The organism is Leptolyngbya sp. O-77, from assembly GCF_001548395.1.
Lineage (GTDB): Bacteria > Cyanobacteriota > Cyanobacteriia > Elainellales > Elainellaceae > Thermoleptolyngbya.
Genome location: NZ_AP017367.1, coordinates 3,813,696 through 3,829,816, shown reverse-complemented (window position 1 = coordinate 3,829,816; position 16,121 = coordinate 3,813,696). Strand labels below are relative to the sequence as shown.

Sequence of the window (16,121 nt, the reverse complement as noted above, 5' to 3'; positions counted from 1 at the left end):
CTATACTAGACTGCCATGACGCTCCCCGTCTAGTGCGATCGCCCAAATCTAATATTTTTTCTCAGCAAGTGGGTGACTAGCCCCAGGCTCAGCCGTGACGACGGGGCTACAATAACCCAGATTGCTTGCATCAGGATCGCTTCAAGCTGGCAACCCCTTTGCGGAGGCGGTTGAGGTAGCGACCGACGTAGAGATGCCGGACATCGGGCGTGAAATAGGACAGCGCGGGCAACTCTGGACGGCGGCGGACAAAGACCACGTACACCTCATTGGCAAACACCGGACGAAAGCCGCAGCGGGCAAGTTGAAACAGCAGTGCCTCCACAGGCAGCGCCATGCCTTTGTGCAACACGAGCCAGTGATAGCGACCGGGCGATTGCAAAAAGTCTGCATATCCTTCTACTTGGCCCGAAAACGGTAGCCGAAACTGGGGCGGCGCGGCGATCTGCTCTTGGGGCTTGAGGCGATCGCGCACAAAGTCGATGGTTGCGGTGGTTAGGGCATCCCGCAAGAGCGATCGCAGCAGGCTGAATTCTGCTTCTCGCGCAGCAGGGAACAGTTGCACATAGCTCAGCGCCACGCCTACCAGCCGCTTATCTTTGGGGTCGGGATTCTTGTGGTTGATTGGCGCAACTCGGTCCACCTGAAGCGTCAGTTCTGCAAACAGTCGATCCGGCGGTAGCCAATCTGCCGGAATTTGTGCCTGATAGAGTCGCGTGGTGTCGCTGCTATAGGCGATCGCCAGATCGCTTGGATGCCCATTGACCAGACATTTCAGGCTATCCAGCACCTCCGGTTCGGTGGCCCAGACTTGAGACACCTGCAACTCGACTCGATAATCGGTCGGCGTGGGGGCAATGGGCAGATCCAGCGTTGACGTGGTGACGGGGCCCGTCCAGCGATGGGCGACGTTGGGCCGGTTCTGGGCACAGTCGCGCCGCTGCCACCCCAGCCCTCGTAGCGGCTGACAGAAGTTGTAAACCGACACCTCCGAAGGGGGCGGGTTTTGCGCCTGGTAGCGGTCTTGGGAGTGCCATTCCAGCAGGTGTTGCAGCGTGGCAAACTCCAGCACTTGACCCGGTGGCGGCGCATCCAGAGCGAGGCGATCGCCATAGCGCTGCACCAGATCTTGCTGCATTTCGTCAAACCGCTGCTGAAAAATCTCGCAGCCATCGTCATACAGCGCCCGATCCAGCGACATGGCTTCCCGAATCCGCGCCAGCGTTTCCGGCGGAATCTCGCTCAGGGGCGTTTTGGACTTGGCGACGTTTTCGCGGCGGCTGTTGACAATGGGCTTCCAGCCAAAAATGTAGGACAGCAGAAACAGGGACTCTTGAAACCGCTCCAAAATTCCAGCATAGGCGCACAGGTGCAGGCTTTTTTGCGCCAGCGCTAGCGCCTCCTCTGGCTCCAGGCTGCCAATGTCGTATTGCAGCAGCCGCGCAATGTGGTACACCTGCACGTTCTTGCCAACGCGCCCTGGCCCTTCGCCCGTGGCGAACTCCTCCAGCGTCATCTGGCTGACGGATTCGTAATAGGGGTCATCCGGTGTGCGGCGGATGTATTCGTAGTGCGAAATCACCCGCGACACGGGTTCACGCAGCACAGTTACCTTAATCAGGTTTTTGCCTGCTAGCAGCCCTGGAATGTTGACAAAGCCCAAATGCCCGCGAAATAGGCGATATTCGCGCAGTTGCTCGGGTGTGTAGTCGGCAATCTGGTTGGACAGCGTGGCTGGGCAAATCTCCTCGCAGGCGAAGTAATCTTCCAGAATCGTCCGAAACGTCATCCCTGCCGTTTTGGGAATGTGGCAGAAATAGAGTGTGTCGTCGGGCTGCAAGTCGTATTGGGCAGGAAAATGTCTCATTGTTCCCCAGAGCTTTCCAGAGCGATCGCCCGGCTGTCGCATTACGGTAAAACTATACCAAGCGAACCGTACCAGGCTAAAACGAGTCCAGCCGAAACCAGACCAGCCAAAACCAGGCCGGGCTAGAACAGCGGCCCGCTGACCTTTTCTGAAAGCTTGCGGCGATTGATGCGTTTCCCCGCGGCGGCGATGTCAAGCTGGGCGGCAGCGGTATAGGCTTCGGCGACCTCGGTGGCGCTGCCGATCATTTTCACATGGTGGTCTTGAATCCACAGCGCGCGATCGCAAATTTCCGAAACGCTCGTCATAGAATGGCTCACCAGCACAATCGTTACGCCGCTGTCGCGAAACTCCGCCATTTTGTTAATGCACTTTTGCTGAAAGCGGATGTCGCCCACGCCCAGCACCTCGTCGATCAGCAAAATCTCTGGGTCGAGGTGTGCCACCACCGAAAAGCCCAGCCGCGCCATCATGCCCGTAGAATAGGTGCGAATCGGCCGCTCAATAAAATCGCCCAGTTCTGAAAACTCGATAATTTCCTCTAGCCGCGCTTTCACCTCGCGGCGGGTCAGCCCCAGCAGCACGCCGTTGAGCAAAATATTCTCGCGGCCCGTTAGCTCTGGATGAAAGCCCGTTCCCAGCGCCAGCAGCGGTGAAATGCGCCCGCGCACCACCACGTGCCCGCTGCTGGGCTTTAGCACCCCTGCGATCAATCCCAGCGTGGTGCTTTTGCCTGCGCCGTTATAGCCCACAATGCCGAACTTTTCGCCGCGATAAACCTCAAAGCTGATATTGTTGAGCGCTTCAAACTGCTGTCTGCGGAGTGCTTTCAGGTTATGGGGAAAGTTGAACATCAGGTTTTTGACTCCCCGGACGTGGTGATACATCGGGTAGGACTTGTAAACCTGATCAAAGCTGATAACCGGTTCTTGCATGACACATCCGCAGGCTGTAAACGAACGGCGCTCTCTTCTCTTTGTAAGATTGCGCTTCCTGAATGCTATGTTGCCAGAGGGCGATCGCCCTATGCCTGGAACATACTCTGTCGAAGCATTCGAGCGCTTTGAGACCGACCAATGGCTAAATCTAAAGCCAATCTTAAAGACGTGGCTTTCCAAGGCTGATAATACTCTACTCTTGCCCGCTTCAGCATCCGGCAAGTTTGTGGCAGTTCAAGGCAGCGCAAATTGCACCTGGCATTAGGGCGATCGCCTGCTTGATCATTCACCGCCGCCCCAGTAGCTAGAGGTTATTAAAAGATTTGGTGAAATTTGGGGCGGCTGTGATCCCGCCGATAGGGTAAAGCTACACTCTGCATCCTCACGAGGTAAGTTCTGATGAAAGTCGAGCGTCCGAACGCAAAACCGCTGACTCGCGAAGATTTGGCAAATCTGGATCACCTCAAGGCCGTGATCGAAGGGGCGATCGCGGATGGCGTGCTAACCGCAGACGAACAAGACCGAATTCAGCAGATCATCAATCATGACCACATTGTGAGTCCAGAAGAGATGGAAATGGTGCAAACCCTAATCTGGGACAAGCTAAGTAGCGGCGAGCTGGTGCGGGATTGGGGCTGAGGGTGATTTTGGGATTGGGGATTTTCCAGCCCGACTCAGTTTAGGACTCGGCTCAGGCAAGCGGGAGCGAAAATCGGAACGTGCTGCCCTTGCCCACTTCGCTTTCCACCTCGATCTCGCCCCCCTGAAGCTGCACCAGCCGCTGGGAAATGGCCAGCCCCAGTCCCGTGCCGCCAGAGTGGCGATTGCGGGAGCGATCGGCCCGCCAAAACCGCTCAAAGACGTGGGGCAGGTCTTCGGGCGCGATGCCCTGGCCCGTGTCGCTCACAGCAATCCAGGCGTGGGTTTCGGTATGCCAGACCTGGAGCGTAATTTTGCCGACAGGCGTATAGCGCAATGCATTGCTCAGCAAGTTCACAAGGATCTGCTCGACCCGCCCCGCATCGGCCAGCACCAGCGGCGTTTCCGGCGGATATTCCAGGCTGATCAGCGGGCCGTCGCCGGTCAAAAGCTGATCTGAAAAGCGCTGCACCACCGAAGTCAGCAGCGGATACAGATCCATCTGCTGTGCATCGATGGGCAAATAGCCCGTTTCAATCTTGGACAGCTCTTGCAAATCGTTGACTAGGCGGCGCATTCGCACGGTTTCTTTGCCTAGCAGTTCGTAAACTTCTGGAGTTGGGGCAATCGTTCCGTCTGACAGCCCTTCCAGATAGCCCTCCAGCACCGTCAGTGGCGTTCGCAGTTCATGGGTCAGGTCGGTCACTAGGTCGCGGCGGCGCTGCTCGACCCCTTGGAGGTCAGCCGCCATTCGGTTAAAGCTGGCAGCAAGCTGGTTGAGTTCTGGGATTTCGCTGGCGGGAACCCGCTCGTCGAGTTTTCCGGCGGCAAATTTCTGCGTAATCTCTTCCATCTGGATTAGCGGCTGCACGATCCGCTTGGCCACCAGATAGCTGAGCGCTCCGGCAGCACTGGCTCCCAGTGCCATTGACCAGAGTGCGCCCCGGCTCCAGGCAAACTCAAAGCCGCGCACTAGCTCGGTTCGCAGGGTGCGAATGCTGATGACGCGCCCTTCGATGTGCTGGAGATAAACTACAAAAAAGCGGGGTGATGACACCTTGCCAATCACCGTCAGCGTCACCAAACCCACCAGCATCACGGCAAAGTGAGAGAGGAAGAGGCGCGATCGCAGATCAGGCTTGGCCATGCCGTGTGGGGATTTGGATGAGACGCGATCAGAGTGGGGCTGGAAGGCTTAGGGCTAGAGGCTTAGGGCTGGTAGACCTGAGCGGGAAGTCCCTGCTGCTGGAGCGAGGCGGCCAGGTCGCGGGCGCTAGCGGCATCGCCAAATACGCCAAGCTGGATTTTTGCGCCGTTGTCGAAGTTGCGAACCCAGGCATCGCCGACCAGTTCGCGGGCTTGCTCTAGGCTGCGATCGCCGCTGAAGTCTACTACCACATAGTAGCGATTTGCCGAAGCAGCGGCCGGGGTCGGGGCGATCGCAGGCTGGCGGGGCGCAGTAGCCACGTCCTGAGGTGCAGCAGGCTCAGCACGGGGCGCAGGACGCGGGGCTAGCTCGGCTGATCGGCTGACGGGATTGGAGGCACTAGCACGGGGCGCTGGTGCGACAGCGGTGGCAGCAGGACGGCTCTCGCTGCGGGAACTGGCGGCAGGGCGGGAACTGGCGGCAGGTTGAGAACGGGCCGGAGCACTGGTTCGGCTGGCGGGGTGAGGAGGGGTTGGGCTAGAAGGTGTGCTTCTAGCAGCAGGTGGGGCCGGTGCAACAGGCTCGGTTGTGGAAGCTTCGGCTGGAGCAGTTGGAGCCTCTGCGGGGAGCGGTGAACCCGACAGAACGGGCGGCTCGGCCGATGAATCAGCTTCAGCCGAGGGTTCCAGAATGGCAGTGCGCCCGCTGGGAAGCGTACTCAGGGTATCCAGATTGACCTCAGGGAACTCTTGAGCAGACAAATCGGGAGAAATGCCGCTGTTCCTAGTCCCTGCGTCCGCTGCTAGGGAGCCGTCTGCGCCCACATTTGCCCCTGGCGTAGAGCTGTCTGCCGTCCTGCGAGCCGCTTCGCCCAGACCAATGACGCTCAATCCAGCCGGATTCATCACGAGATAGCCAAAGCTAAGGCTCGACAGTAGCAGCAAAATCATCGACCCGATGCCCAGTGGCGTGAGCAAGCTTTGCAGCATTCCTGGCTCTTGCTGGCTGGCCCGCAAGTCGCGCTCGTCTTCTGCTAGATTCCGCAGCAGATACTCAGAGGATTCCAGATAATTGTCTGGCTCGGCCGCTGGTTCGGCGGGTGGGGTATAGGTCTTGGCCCATGCTGAGGATGCAGCGGAACTGCACCATAATCCGCCGTAGGGGGAGCCATTTGAGGGGCGATCGCCCCACCCAGCAGCAGTTCTGGGCAAACTTGTGGCTCAGGGGCATACCCCAGATCTGGCAATGGGCGATGCGAATCGGTATTCCTGGCTGCGTCTGGCGCAAGCCAGAGATCGGGGCGAGACTCAGCAGCACCCCTGGATGACTCGTTCCATCTTGCTGGGAGCGATCGCGCTTCAGCCTCAGTCGCCAGATAGTCTGCTCGTCGATTGCCCTGAAGCGTAGGTGCAACGCCCCGACGAGCTTGCTGACGACGATAGCGGGCTAGCTCATCTTCGAGTCGCAAATCCAGATTTTCAAAAATAGCTTGCAGCGCTGGATGCAGCGACGTAGAGGGGCTAGATTGGGACGGGGTAGCGGGTGAGCGACGCATCGCAGAACTCCTGCCAAGGCTAAGTTTAAGTAGCGATTATGTTAATGAAACGGTGGCTACTCAGTACCGTTCAGTATCGTTGTAAAGCAATCCTGTCCAAATCAATCTAAATCAATATCAATCTAAATCAGTTCTGCTCAAACATCTCCCGGCGATTAGGCTATCCTGAAGCCAGTCTTTCGACAAGGCCAGGAGCCGCCCAGTAACAGGCAACCGAGGAAATTCTAGCGAAGAATCTCGGGTTCGATATAGGACTTCATGCATGGGGCTTTATGCATAGGGCCTTGTCATGGGGGCTTAGATGCAGGGCTTTGCATACACGGCTAAATCAGCTACAGCATTTTTGAAGCTAGTGAGGCACACGGATGGTCAATAAGCCCTTGCCTCGTGAGGGCAGCGTGTGCCTCACCTCGCAAGAAAATGCTGTATTAGGGCTAAGTCAACACAGCGCCCAGCCGCCCCGTAGAGGTTGATAGAAGCTCAGTGTATCTTAATTAATCTCAATCACGCGCCAAATCACAGCGCACCCTGACTGTCTATAATTCTCGTTCAAAACAGCTATTTAGCATTGTGATTATTTGGAATTGTAATTAAGGAATCACCCTTTGTTGCACTCACTATCTACAAAACTCGTTGCTCATGACGTTTCAATCTCTCCAGCGTGTTTTAGGTGCCCTGGATCGGCAGCCATCCTGGCGATCGCACCGACAGATCCAGCAGATTCTCGCGGGTCTGGCCCAGAGCTGGTCGGCCCGGCGGGTGGGCAGCCCAGACTCGCCCTTGGGCCCTACAAGCGGGGGTGCTTCAGGTGGGCGTGTCTAGCTCCCCCTTGGGTGTGCAAACGCTGATGTTTGAGCGACTCCGCATTTTAGAAAAGCTGAATGCCAGATTGCCCTACCGCATTACCGATATCCGCTTTTCTACGACCTGGTGGCATCGGCGATCGCTCCACAGCCCGGCCGAGTTGCAAACCGAATCAGCACGGGTTTGGCGCGAACACCCCAGCCGACTGGACAGGCCACCGGGCGATCACCTTCCCCACGGCGCGGCTGCTCAACCCACAGACCCCGAATCAGCCTTTCGTGCTTGGGCCAACCAGATGCGATCGCGCACGGCTCAGATGCCGCTGTGTCCCCGCTGTCAGTGCCCCACCCCCCAGGGAGAACTTGAGCGCTGGTCTTGCTGTGGGCTGTGTGCGGTCAAGCAGTGGTAAACCCGCAATCGTAACACCGTAATTTCACGATCATTTCACAGTAGTTTCACCGTAACGGTCTTTGCGGAGGGCTGCTAGCCTTTAAGCGAGCAGGTATGCGCTGAAGTACAGGTTCAAGGCAGGTCAGTCCAGGCAAGTCAGTCCAGGCAGGTCAGTTCAGGCAGCCTGCCAATTGCAGCTTTGGGATGGTTGAGTCGATGCTTTCAAGGCTGCTTTGTGGCGATCGCCCATCGTCTATCTTCTTGTCGTTCTATAGTGAGAAGCAGTTTTATTAGCCTGCCACTTAAGCCTCAATAGTCTTCTATTTTTGCTTTTGCTTACAGTTCTAAAACTATTATTTTCAATTCTTAAAGGCATTCAAGAAAAATCATTTTTGTCTCATACACGTCTCATTTCCTCGTGATCCCCGCTCAGTTTTAAGCAAAACTACGGGGTTTATTGGTGTGCTTGCTTGAATCAGGGGAATTCTAAATTTAGAGATCTCTCAGAATCTGAAGCTAAAAACAATCTAAATACTTACTTTTCTTTGGGATCGCTGAAACGGTTGCCTGCTCTACAAAGCAACGTTTTTCTGATGATTTTTGACCAAATTTGTTGACTCAGAATAGTAGAGAAGATCCGGTCTTTGCTCTCCTTTACCGCTCCTCTCGAAATGGATGATTTACATCACAGCATTTCTTCTTGCCGTCGTTGTGCCCATTACCACATTGAGGGGCGACGCGGCGGCCATTGCCAACTCTTGGGGGTTCCTGTGCAGGGCGCTTGGGACGCTTGCCCGATGGCGCAGCCACAGTTTTTGCCAGTGGCGATCGCCGCTGCGGTGGCGGAGGTCGAGCAGGTGATTCATTGCCCGCCGCTCGTTCTTCCAGAACCTCAGCCCATTGCCCTACTGGTTGAGATGTTTGTAGACGAAGCCCCCCGGCCAGAACTGGAGCCTGTGGCGGCGGCGGCTGGGGAAGCGCCATCGCTGCTGCCGAGATCCTTCTAGCGCTGGGTGCTGGGCTGCCGAACCCAGGTTGGCTTTTGGGTTATCGCTATCTGGGTTATTGCTATCTGGGTTATTGCTATCTGGGTTATCTAAGGAGCAGCCACACCGGGATAGTAAACAGCAGCATGGCCGTTGTGAGGACAATGCTGCTGGCGATCAGCTCACGCTCGAGGTCGTATTCTTCAGCCAGAATGAGTCCGGCAAAGGCTGTCGGCATTCCCGACATCAGCACCAGCGCCAATCTTGGCTCGGCAGACAGGCCCAGCAGCGTGGCTAGTCCGGCCACCCCAACGGGCAGCACCATGACCTTGAGCAATGCTGGGGCGATCGCCCCCTTGAGGCTACGCCAGCCGTGAATTTGCCGCAGCCGCAGCCCCATCAGCAGCAGCGCCGCAGGAATAATCACCCACCATAGCGCTCCATGCAGCACTGCGTCCACGCCAGACGGTAGTGCAATCGTCCGCGTCAGCATTCCCAGCCCAAAGGCCCACAGCGATGGCACGGTCAGCACATCGCGCAGGTGAACCCACCAGGCTTTGCCGCCGTGCGATCGCCCATAAATGCTCGCCAGCCACACGCCCAGTCCGTAGGTGCCGACCACGTTCTGTGTAACGCTGTAGAACACTAGCCAGCCTAGGTAAGGCTCGGAAATCAGACTGGGGGCGATCGCCAGTCCCACAAAGCCAGTGTTGCCTAGCACCGCAGACACGAGGAAGCTGCCGCGCCGCGCCGAATCTTCCCAACTGGACTCGACCGGGCGTGCTGCAACTGGCTCCTCAAGCATTGGAGCCGCCGTTAGCGGGGTCGCGCTTGCGGCAGAATTAGAGACGCTGGGGATGACGGTGGGTAGATTTGGGACGAGTGGATTCAAGGGCGATCGCCCTTGCTCAAGCCAGCGAAGCCCTTGCAGCGTCCCCCAGGCAACACCCAGCCCGCCCACTAGCGCCAAGACGACCACCAGCGGAGCCAGCCCCACCTGAGACGAAAAATCCGTCTGCCGGGCCAGCGTAAAAATTTGCACGGGCACACCCACCCAATACAGACCGCGCCCCAGCACGCGCGGCAGCGAATCGGGCAAGAGCGAACAGGACAGCAGCCCCAGCCCCGTCCAAAAGATCAGCGGCCCATAGGCGTGGAGCAGCGTATCAGACATTTTCAGCACCAGAGTGTCAGCAATCAGCGCCTTCGACTACTGGGTACTTTACGGGAACAGCCGCCATTCGCCAAGCCAGCCCGCACTTATACCCCGGTCATTAGCCAGATTATGACTTGAATGCATCTCAATGCCTGACCGAAATGCCTGACCGAAATGCCTGACCGAAATGCCTCACCGAAATGCCTCACCGAAATGCCTTACGAACCCTAATTACTGGCATCTGCCGGATCGATTCTGCCAGAAGTCCCACTCCCCGCAGGAGCGGCATTGGGCGCACCGGGAACCGCGCTGCCTGGTGCAGGCAAGGAACCTTCGGGGAGCGGGCTAGGGCCGGAGTTTTGGGGCAGCGTAGGGGAGGGCGCAGGCTGCAAGCCTGGAGAAGTCATGGGCAACGCAGCAGGGTTGCTGGCCGGGTCAGAGGATTCATTGGTGGTCATGCTCTCTAGCGGCCCATCGGGCAAAATTTCATTACTGCGAATCCGCCACTGTCCCCCTTGGCGCGTCAGGTAGTAGCGGACATTTAGGGTTTCGCCGTTTTCCACCACCACCGCGTCAATCTGGGCTTCGTCGGTGCTGCTAGAAGCGGTCGGAGGCAACACATTGACCTGCTGCACCTGGTGGGTGTAGGTCAGGGGTTCGCCCGCCAGTCGCGCTGCCTCGGAGTTGCTGCGCCACTGCGACAGCATGGGATCTGCCAGGATTTGACCAAGCTGGCTGGTGTCGTAGCTGCTGCCCATTGCGGCAGATTTCGCCCGCAGCCAAGTTTCGACTAGTGTCTTCCCAGACTCAGCCGTGAGGGGGGCGCTGGGGTCAGCAGGGGAGGGCGACGGCTCCGTTTCTTCGGGAATTGGAACGACGGGTTCTGCAAGGCTGATGCTGAGCTGTTCGCCCTCCAGCACCGGGCCGCTGTTGAACGAACGGGCCACCCAGCTAAACAAGAGCCACAGGAGTCCCAAGCTCAGCACGCCCAGCGCCAGCAGCAGCATCAGCCGATCCAGCCGCAGCGTGATGCCCCCGCCACCGGAACTGCTGGGCAGCGAGGTGGCGGTGCGGCGGCTGCTGTCGCTGAAGGAAGTCCGGGGCGATCGCCCGCCGCCGTCCCCCGGGGTCAGCCGTCCCGAAGGAGACATCTGGGACACACGCTCGGCCGTTGGAACGGCTGAAGTGCCGCTTGTGGCAGTGTAGGCGGCGGCCGCAGGCTCTAGCGTCGCCGTGCCACCCATGCCGAGTCCATTACCTGCCGTGCTGGACTGGTCATAGCGGCTTTGGGGCACAGTCGCCCGACGGGCAAAGGGCGTGGTCGTGCTGCCCACTGGAGCCGGAGCCGACTCCCATTGAGCTGTGTCCGGTTCGCTGGGCAGTTCTTCTAGATATGCCTGCACCTGGTCGTCGGCAAAATAATCCTTCAGGGATGCCCGCTGCTGGGCCAAGTCGCGGAAATGGGGGAACACCTCGTTTTGCAGCCAGCGTTCGCCGTAGAGACACAGCCCCGGCAGCAGGTCGGGTGAGCCTTGGGAATGTTCGCGAATGAAGGTTAGGGAATCATGCTCCTGGCTGCGTTCTAGGGCGCGGGTGGCTTCTTCTGTTTGCCCCAGCAGCAGGGCGCACACTGCCTGCTCCAGATACACATCCTGGCGCGTGCCCAGACGCATCAGCATTTGCTTGGCCCGACGAATCAGGGCGGGCTGGCGATAGGCAAAGCCGCGGGCCAGCAGGGCATACACTGCCAGGTAGGTCGCCACAGCCGACGGGCGACGGGCTTCGACCTCAAACAGGGCATGCTGCTCGGCGGCGGTGAGGTAGCCCCGGAGTTGCTGCATAAACCGCAAAAAATCTTCCACATTTAGCCCAGAGCGGTCGTCGCCGGTGCCGTCGATGCCGCCGCGATCTTGCAGCATATCGCGCAGCAGGTTCATGCCCTGGCCCCGCTCAATCTCGTGGGCTTCGGGCAGTGCCAGCAGTTCTAGAATGCGGTAGGGGCGTAGCTTGTAGAGGTCGGACTGCATTTCGCCGCGCACTCCGGCAAACATGCCCTCCCGCAGCAGCAGTTCCTGTCCCGCTTCAAGGGATTCGGCAGCGCTTTCGTACTGTCCTTGCTGCCACTGTTCGCGGCCTAGTTCCAAATAGGCGAAGGCAAGCGTCAGCACGACATCCGACCGGGCAATATCGGCCTGGGCACTGCGGCCCGCGCTGCCGCTGAAGGCGCTATTAGATAGGTAGGGATGCCCCAGCTTCAGCACCAGTTCGTACTCTCCCAACTCCAGCAGGATCAGCAGCGCCCCGACCAACTGGCGGTCGTCGATGTCGATGCTGGGGGCGTAGGGGTCTGCCTCGGTTTCCAGGGCGATCGCCCCCGAGTCGGCGCTGGCAAAGCGATCGCCCGTCGGTTCGTAGGTGCTGGCGAGAAAGGTGGCATCGTAGGCGCGGCGCTGCTCCGGGTTCGACAGGGCAGCGTAGGCCTCGTCCAGAAGCTGCTTGCGAGAGGCGATCGCCGCTTCGGAATATTCGCGTCGGGGAAGCTGCTGCGTGCGATCGCGGTGGGCCTGCTGAAGCTGGTCAGCCGTTGCCTGAATAGGTAGCCCCAAAATGCGGTAGTAATCAAGCGGAATTCTCACGGCCCACTTCCCCAAAACTCAACGTTATCAAGACATTTTCTAAATCGACCCATGCCAGCAGGCGGCATCACGTAGCCTTGTAAGATCAGCCAGACTAACTTCCAACAGGCTTTAGCATTTGCCAAATCCAGGCTCCCAAAGCAGCTTCTAAAAGCAGTTTCTAAGTTCAGCAAACTGAACTAAGAGGCTATCAAGCAACGATTCACCTACAACAACTCAACCCATGCTCAACAAAACCCCGTGCAGGTAGAAGCACATTTCGTAAACCCCTCTGACCCTGCATATTCTTGGCACTACTCCATTGGGCAGGCTCATCAGGCGGACATCTTCAGGCGGACATCTGTTTACAGGCGGACACCTATTATCAGCATTAACTGCTGGATGAGCAACCTCAACGTGTCCTCCGAACCCAAGTCCTGGTTCGAGTTCTGCGATGAATCAAGCCAGTCCAGGCTACGTCAATCTCTCTTATCCCAGTCATCCTCTCTTCGCAAACTGCGTCGGGTAGCGACTCCTGCGACAAAATTTACTCATCAGCATACAAAAAACCCAGAAAAATGCCACAGGTTTTTGGCATTATGCGAATTTTGTGCAAACTTCTGTACAAACTTCATTGACGGCCCATGCACCCTGATACACCGATGCACCCGATCCAGTGCCAGTCCCTATAGTTTCCAGTCCCTATAGTTTCACGTAAACCCCTGCATTTGTCAGTGAAGGAAAAGGTTAAGGTTCGCGACATTATATTTTGCTGTATCCGAATATTCCGCTGTATCCGAATATTCCGCCGTATCTAAATATTCCGCCGTATCTAACAACGCGAACCTCCGGTGCAAACAAAACCAGCATCCAGTTTAGTGTAGGCAACCGAATTCCTGTTACGATTTGTTACTGGGCAAGTCAAGCCATTGGCGGAGATCCAAGCCATTTGGCAAGCTGACGGCCCTTGGGTTTCTGGCGCTGGTTTCTGGCAGCGGCATTTGGCAGTGGCATTTGGCGAATAGGTCGCTCAGGTATTTTAATAGCCATAGCTGCTTTTCCCAGATTTACCCGCTGGCTTGTACGTGCCAGTTTGGGTTTGCCAAGCTTTTCAGTAGGGGCGATCGCCCTCGCCCCATCCTTCTCGACCCCATAGGACAGTCTCATGGTTCAGGAACGTGTATTGCCCGCCTTTTCCGCTAGCCCTTCCCAGATCAGCCGGGAAGATGGGCTGGTGGTCTACGAAGACATGGTGCTGGGACGCACCTTTGAAGACAAGTGCGCCGAGATGTATTATCGGGGCAAGATGTTTGGCTTCGTTCACCTCTACAACGGGCAAGAAGCAGTATCGTCCGGGGTGATCAAGTCCATGCGGAGCGATGACTACGTGTGCAGCACCTACCGCGACCACGTCCATGCGCTGAGTGCAGGCGTGCCTGCCCGCGAGGTGATGGCAGAGCTATTTGGCAAGGTGACCGGATGCAGCAAAGGGCGCGGCGGCTCGATGCACCTGTTTTCGGCAGAGCATAACCTGCTGGGTGGCTATGCGTTTGTGGCAGAGGGTATTCCCGTGGCGACGGGCGCAGCGTTTCAGACCAAATATCGCCGCGAAGCGCTAGGGGACGAATCGGCAGATCAGGTGACGGCCTGCTTCTTTGGGGATGGCGCAAGCAACAACGGTCAGTTTTTTGAATGCCTGAACATGGCGGCGCTGTGGAAGTTGCCAATCCTGTTTGTGGTGGAAAACAATAAGTGGGCGATCGGCATGGCCCACGACCGCGCGACATCGCAGCCAGAAATTTACAAAAAAGCCAGCGTGTTTGACATGGTGGGCGTGGAGGTCGATGGGATGGACGTGTTGGCGGTGCGGGCTGTGGCCCAAGAGGCGATCGCCCGGGCCCGCGCAGGCGAAGGCCCCACCCTGATCGAAGCGCTCACCTACCGCTTCCGGGGGCACTCCCTCGCCGACCCTGACGAACTCCGCTCCAAGGCAGAGAAGGAGTTCTGGTTTGCCCGTGACCCGATCAAGCGCCTCGCGGCCCACTTGATTGAGCAAAACCTGGCGACGGATGAGGAACTGAAGGCGATTGACCGCAAGATTCAGGCAACTGTGGAAGACGCAGTTCAGTTTGCGCTGGAAAGCCCTGAGCCAAATCCTGCTGATTTGTATAAGTACGTCTTTGCAGAAGACTAAAACCCAACTCTCCCATGCCCGACCCGATCATGTTTCGAGAGGATGCGTTCGTCGTGCTGGAAACCAACCAGCCAGAACAATTCCTCACCGCCGAGGAACTGTTGCAGAAGCTGGCATCGGTGCTAGAGACCATGCAGGATAGCCTGCCCCGCGAATTGCAAAACATTCCCACGTCGGCAGCGCAAGCGCGTCACTTGCTCGACACCGCCTGCGAACTAGACATCGGGCCGGGGCAGTTTTTGCAATGGTATGCAGTGCGGTTGGAGAAGTAACGAGTGAAGTTACTGGAAGCCCCGCAGACGCTCGACTAGCAGTCCAAAATCGCAAATCCAAAATCTAGGATCAATACAGTCCCGACTATCAGCCCGACCATACCCGACTATAGGAGATTTCGGGCTTTGAGCTGGAGATAGCGATCGACCAGTTGCGTGCTGATCTGATTGGCGGGTGCATCCAGGACTAGCACGCCGCGCTGTTTTAGCTTGGCCAGGGCAAGCTGACGCTGGGCGAGCAGATCGAGAGCAACGGCGCGGCTATAGGCGGACTGCACGTCTTCGGCGGGGCGGTTGGCTCGGTCGTCTACGCGGCGATCGCGCAGGGCCACGCAAAACGGCAGATAGCGCGGCGCAAGCTGAGCCATCGCGCCGAATAGCTCAGCCGAAGCGGTCTGGTCAATAATATCGGTCAGCAGCACCACGAGGGCGCGGCGGGTCTGGCGCTGGGCGACGGTGGTCACGGCGCTGAGATAGTCTGGCTCCTGGAATACAGGCTCGATGGGCGTGAGCTGAGCCAGCAGTTTTGGTAACTGGTGTGTGCCGCGCTCCGGCGAAATCCAGGCGTGCATTTGTCGATCGAAGACCCCAACCCCGACGCGATCGCCCCGATGCAGCCCCGCCAGCGCCAGCGCCAGTGCCGCATTCAGCGCCCAGTCAAATCGCGCCAGCCCCGCCACCTGCGCCGTCATCAGCCGCCCCCGATCCAGCAAAATCACCAGGGTTTGCTCTTGCTCTGGCTCCAGCACGCGCACCAGCAGCCGACTTTTGCGGGCCGTCGCCTTCCAGTCTACAAACCGCAGGTCGTCGCCCGTGCTGTAGTCGCGTAGTTCCGTAAACTCGGTGCCCATACCCATGCGCCGCGCCTTGCGGATGTTGCCGCTGGTTTGCAGCGTCAGCCGCAGCGACAGCTCCCGCAGCCCGATCAGGTCGGGATAAACCGCCACAGAAGCCGCCCGGGGAATGTGCCAGTCGTGCCACGCCAGCCCCCACGGCCCAAGCTGCCGCAGATAAATGTCGCCCCAGGCATAGGCTCCGCGCCGCTTTGGGACAACGGTATAGGTGATTTCCTGAGTTTCTTGAGGGGCGATCGCCCGCGTCTCTTCCACCTGTGGCCCGCCAAAGTCTGCCGGGTAGTCGTCTCGAATTTTCACCAGCGCTGGCGCATTGCCCGCCGTGATGGTCAAATGCACCGGATTGTCGCGCCCAATCGAGAGCTTGTCCAGCGGCTGCCGCCTCGCCTGCACCCGCCGCGATCGCCCCCGCCGCGCATCCACCACGCCCAGCCCCAGCACCACCGCGTCATACAGCAGCGTTAGCCCCAGTGCGATCGCTAGCCCAGAGGGGCGAGTCTGGCTGGAAAGGAGGAGGGCGATCGCCAGTCCCGCCCCCGTCCCAGCCAGGATGAGTTGATACAGTCGCGCCGCAGGAAGCATACACTCAAAGTGAAATCATGTCTCCAATCATGCCTCAAGTGCGGCTGAGCTAGCGCGTTCTGCTCACTGAACCGAACACAGCACCTCGTCTGGTTTCGCTGCCTGCTTCTCCCCCCGTCATT

The 16,121-nt window shown here is 58.3% G+C and carries 13 protein-coding genes; 6 read left to right on the top strand and 7 right to left on the bottom strand.

The window, feature by feature from the left end; all coding sequences use genetic code 11:
• Positions 1-130 precede the first annotated feature (130 nt).
• Together O77CONTIG1_RS16220 and O77CONTIG1_RS16215 are read right to left on the bottom strand one after the other, a co-directional pair.
• Entirely contained in the window at positions 131-1,867 is a 1,737-nt protein-coding gene (locus O77CONTIG1_RS16220) for a sulfotransferase family 2 domain-containing protein (protein ID WP_172799711.1), read from the bottom strand.
• 122 nt (positions 1,868-1,989) lie between these two features.
• Positions 1,990-2,802: an ABC transporter ATP-binding protein gene (locus O77CONTIG1_RS16215; protein ID WP_084782748.1), complete on the bottom strand. Its 813-nt coding sequence runs from the start codon at positions 2,800-2,802 to the stop codon at positions 1,990-1,992.
• A gap of 402 nt (positions 2,803-3,204) precedes the next feature.
• Here O77CONTIG1_RS16215 and O77CONTIG1_RS16210 point away from each other — a divergent pair, with 402 nt between their 5' ends.
• Positions 3,205-3,444 (top strand): hypothetical protein, encoded by a 240-nt coding sequence (locus tag O77CONTIG1_RS16210; RefSeq protein WP_068512565.1) that lies wholly within the window; start codon positions 3,205-3,207, stop codon positions 3,442-3,444.
• A 52-nt stretch (positions 3,445-3,496) separates the two neighbouring features.
• Here O77CONTIG1_RS16210 and O77CONTIG1_RS16205 read toward each other — a convergent pair whose 3' ends face one another.
• A complete protein-coding gene (locus O77CONTIG1_RS16205) occupies positions 3,497-4,591 on the bottom strand; it encodes a sensor histidine kinase (RefSeq protein ID WP_068512560.1) in 1,095 nt (364 codons plus the stop codon).
• A 62-nt stretch (positions 4,592-4,653) separates the two neighbouring features.
• Complete coding sequence (locus tag O77CONTIG1_RS16200; protein WP_068512555.1) at positions 4,654-5,802, bottom strand: hypothetical protein; 1,149 nt, start codon at positions 5,800-5,802, stop codon at positions 4,654-4,656.
• 983 nt (positions 5,803-6,785) lie between these two features.
• Between O77CONTIG1_RS16200 and O77CONTIG1_RS26290 the strand changes: the two genes are divergently transcribed.
• The 3 genes from O77CONTIG1_RS26290 to O77CONTIG1_RS24725 all read left to right on the top strand — a co-directional run bounded on the left by O77CONTIG1_RS26290 (position 6,786) and on the right by O77CONTIG1_RS24725 (position 8,347).
• On the top strand, positions 6,786-6,968 hold the full coding sequence (locus O77CONTIG1_RS26290; protein WP_225894820.1) for a hypothetical protein: 183 nt from the start codon (positions 6,786-6,788) through the stop codon (positions 6,966-6,968).
• Positions 6,961-7,359, top strand: a complete 399-nt coding sequence (locus O77CONTIG1_RS16195; RefSeq protein WP_286132358.1) for a hypothetical protein — start codon at positions 6,961-6,963, stop codon at positions 7,357-7,359. Before O77CONTIG1_RS26290 ends, O77CONTIG1_RS16195 begins: the two co-directional genes overlap by 8 nt.
• Positions 7,360-8,011: 652 nt before the next feature.
• A complete protein-coding gene (locus tag O77CONTIG1_RS24725) occupies positions 8,012-8,347 on the top strand; it encodes a hypothetical protein (RefSeq protein WP_156435360.1) in 336 nt (111 codons plus the stop codon).
• Between the two features lie 85 nt (positions 8,348-8,432).
• On the opposite strand, the gene O77CONTIG1_RS16185 is transcribed toward O77CONTIG1_RS24725, so the two are convergent.
• The gene (locus O77CONTIG1_RS16185) at positions 8,433-9,500 is read right to left on the bottom strand and encodes an AEC family transporter (RefSeq protein ID WP_068512546.1); all 1,068 of its coding nucleotides are present in this window, start codon (positions 9,498-9,500) and stop codon (positions 8,433-8,435) included.
• Positions 9,501-9,709: 209 nt separating this feature from the next.
• Positions 9,710-12,118: an IMS domain-containing protein gene (locus O77CONTIG1_RS16180; protein WP_084782746.1), complete on the bottom strand. Its 2,409-nt coding sequence runs from the start codon at positions 12,116-12,118 to the stop codon at positions 9,710-9,712.
• Positions 12,119-13,262: 1,144 nt separating this feature from the next.
• On the opposite strand from O77CONTIG1_RS16180, the gene pdhA reads away from it, so the two are divergent.
• Complete coding sequence (pdhA, locus tag O77CONTIG1_RS16170; RefSeq protein ID WP_068512541.1) at positions 13,263-14,291, top strand: pyruvate dehydrogenase (acetyl-transferring) E1 component subunit alpha; 1,029 nt, start codon at positions 13,263-13,265, stop codon at positions 14,289-14,291.
• A gap of 14 nt (positions 14,292-14,305) precedes the next feature.
• Positions 14,306-14,563 carry a chlororespiratory reduction protein 7 gene (locus O77CONTIG1_RS16165; protein WP_068512539.1) on the top strand — a complete coding sequence of 86 codons (258 nt, stop codon included), beginning with the start codon at positions 14,306-14,308 and terminating at the stop codon, positions 14,561-14,563.
• Positions 14,564-14,670: 107 nt separating this feature from the next.
• On the opposite strand, the gene O77CONTIG1_RS16160 is transcribed toward O77CONTIG1_RS16165, so the two are convergent.
• Positions 14,671-15,999 carry a DUF58 domain-containing protein gene (locus O77CONTIG1_RS16160; RefSeq protein ID WP_068512537.1) on the bottom strand — a complete coding sequence of 443 codons (1,329 nt, stop codon included), beginning with the start codon at positions 15,997-15,999 and terminating at the stop codon, positions 14,671-14,673.
• Between the last annotated feature and the right edge of the window lie 122 nt (positions 16,000-16,121).

Bases quoted from the DNA above. Each gene is read 5' to 3' on its own strand.
- O77CONTIG1_RS16220 (WP_172799711.1), bottom strand. From the start codon at position 1,867: ATGAGACATTTTCCTGCCCAATACGACTTGCAGCCCGACGACACACTC.
- O77CONTIG1_RS16215 (WP_084782748.1), bottom strand. From the start codon at position 2,802: ATGCAAGAACCGGTTATCAGCTTTGATCAGGTTTACAAGTCCTACCCG.
- O77CONTIG1_RS16210 (WP_068512565.1), top strand. From the start codon at position 3,205: ATGAAAGTCGAGCGTCCGAACGCAAAACCGCTGACTCGCGAAGATTTG.
- O77CONTIG1_RS16205 (WP_068512560.1), bottom strand. From the start codon at position 4,591: ATGGCCAAGCCTGATCTGCGATCGCGCCTCTTCCTCTCTCACTTTGCC.
- O77CONTIG1_RS26290 (WP_225894820.1), top strand. From the start codon at position 6,786: ATGACGTTTCAATCTCTCCAGCGTGTTTTAGGTGCCCTGGATCGGCAG.
- O77CONTIG1_RS24725 (WP_156435360.1), top strand. From the start codon at position 8,012: ATGGATGATTTACATCACAGCATTTCTTCTTGCCGTCGTTGTGCCCAT.
- O77CONTIG1_RS16185 (WP_068512546.1), bottom strand. From the start codon at position 9,500: ATGTCTGATACGCTGCTCCACGCCTATGGGCCGCTGATCTTTTGGACG.
- pdhA (WP_068512541.1), top strand. From the start codon at position 13,263: ATGGTTCAGGAACGTGTATTGCCCGCCTTTTCCGCTAGCCCTTCCCAG.
- O77CONTIG1_RS16165 (WP_068512539.1), top strand. From the start codon at position 14,306: ATGCCCGACCCGATCATGTTTCGAGAGGATGCGTTCGTCGTGCTGGAA.
- O77CONTIG1_RS16160 (WP_068512537.1), bottom strand. From the start codon at position 15,999: ATGCTTCCTGCGGCGCGACTGTATCAACTCATCCTGGCTGGGACGGGG.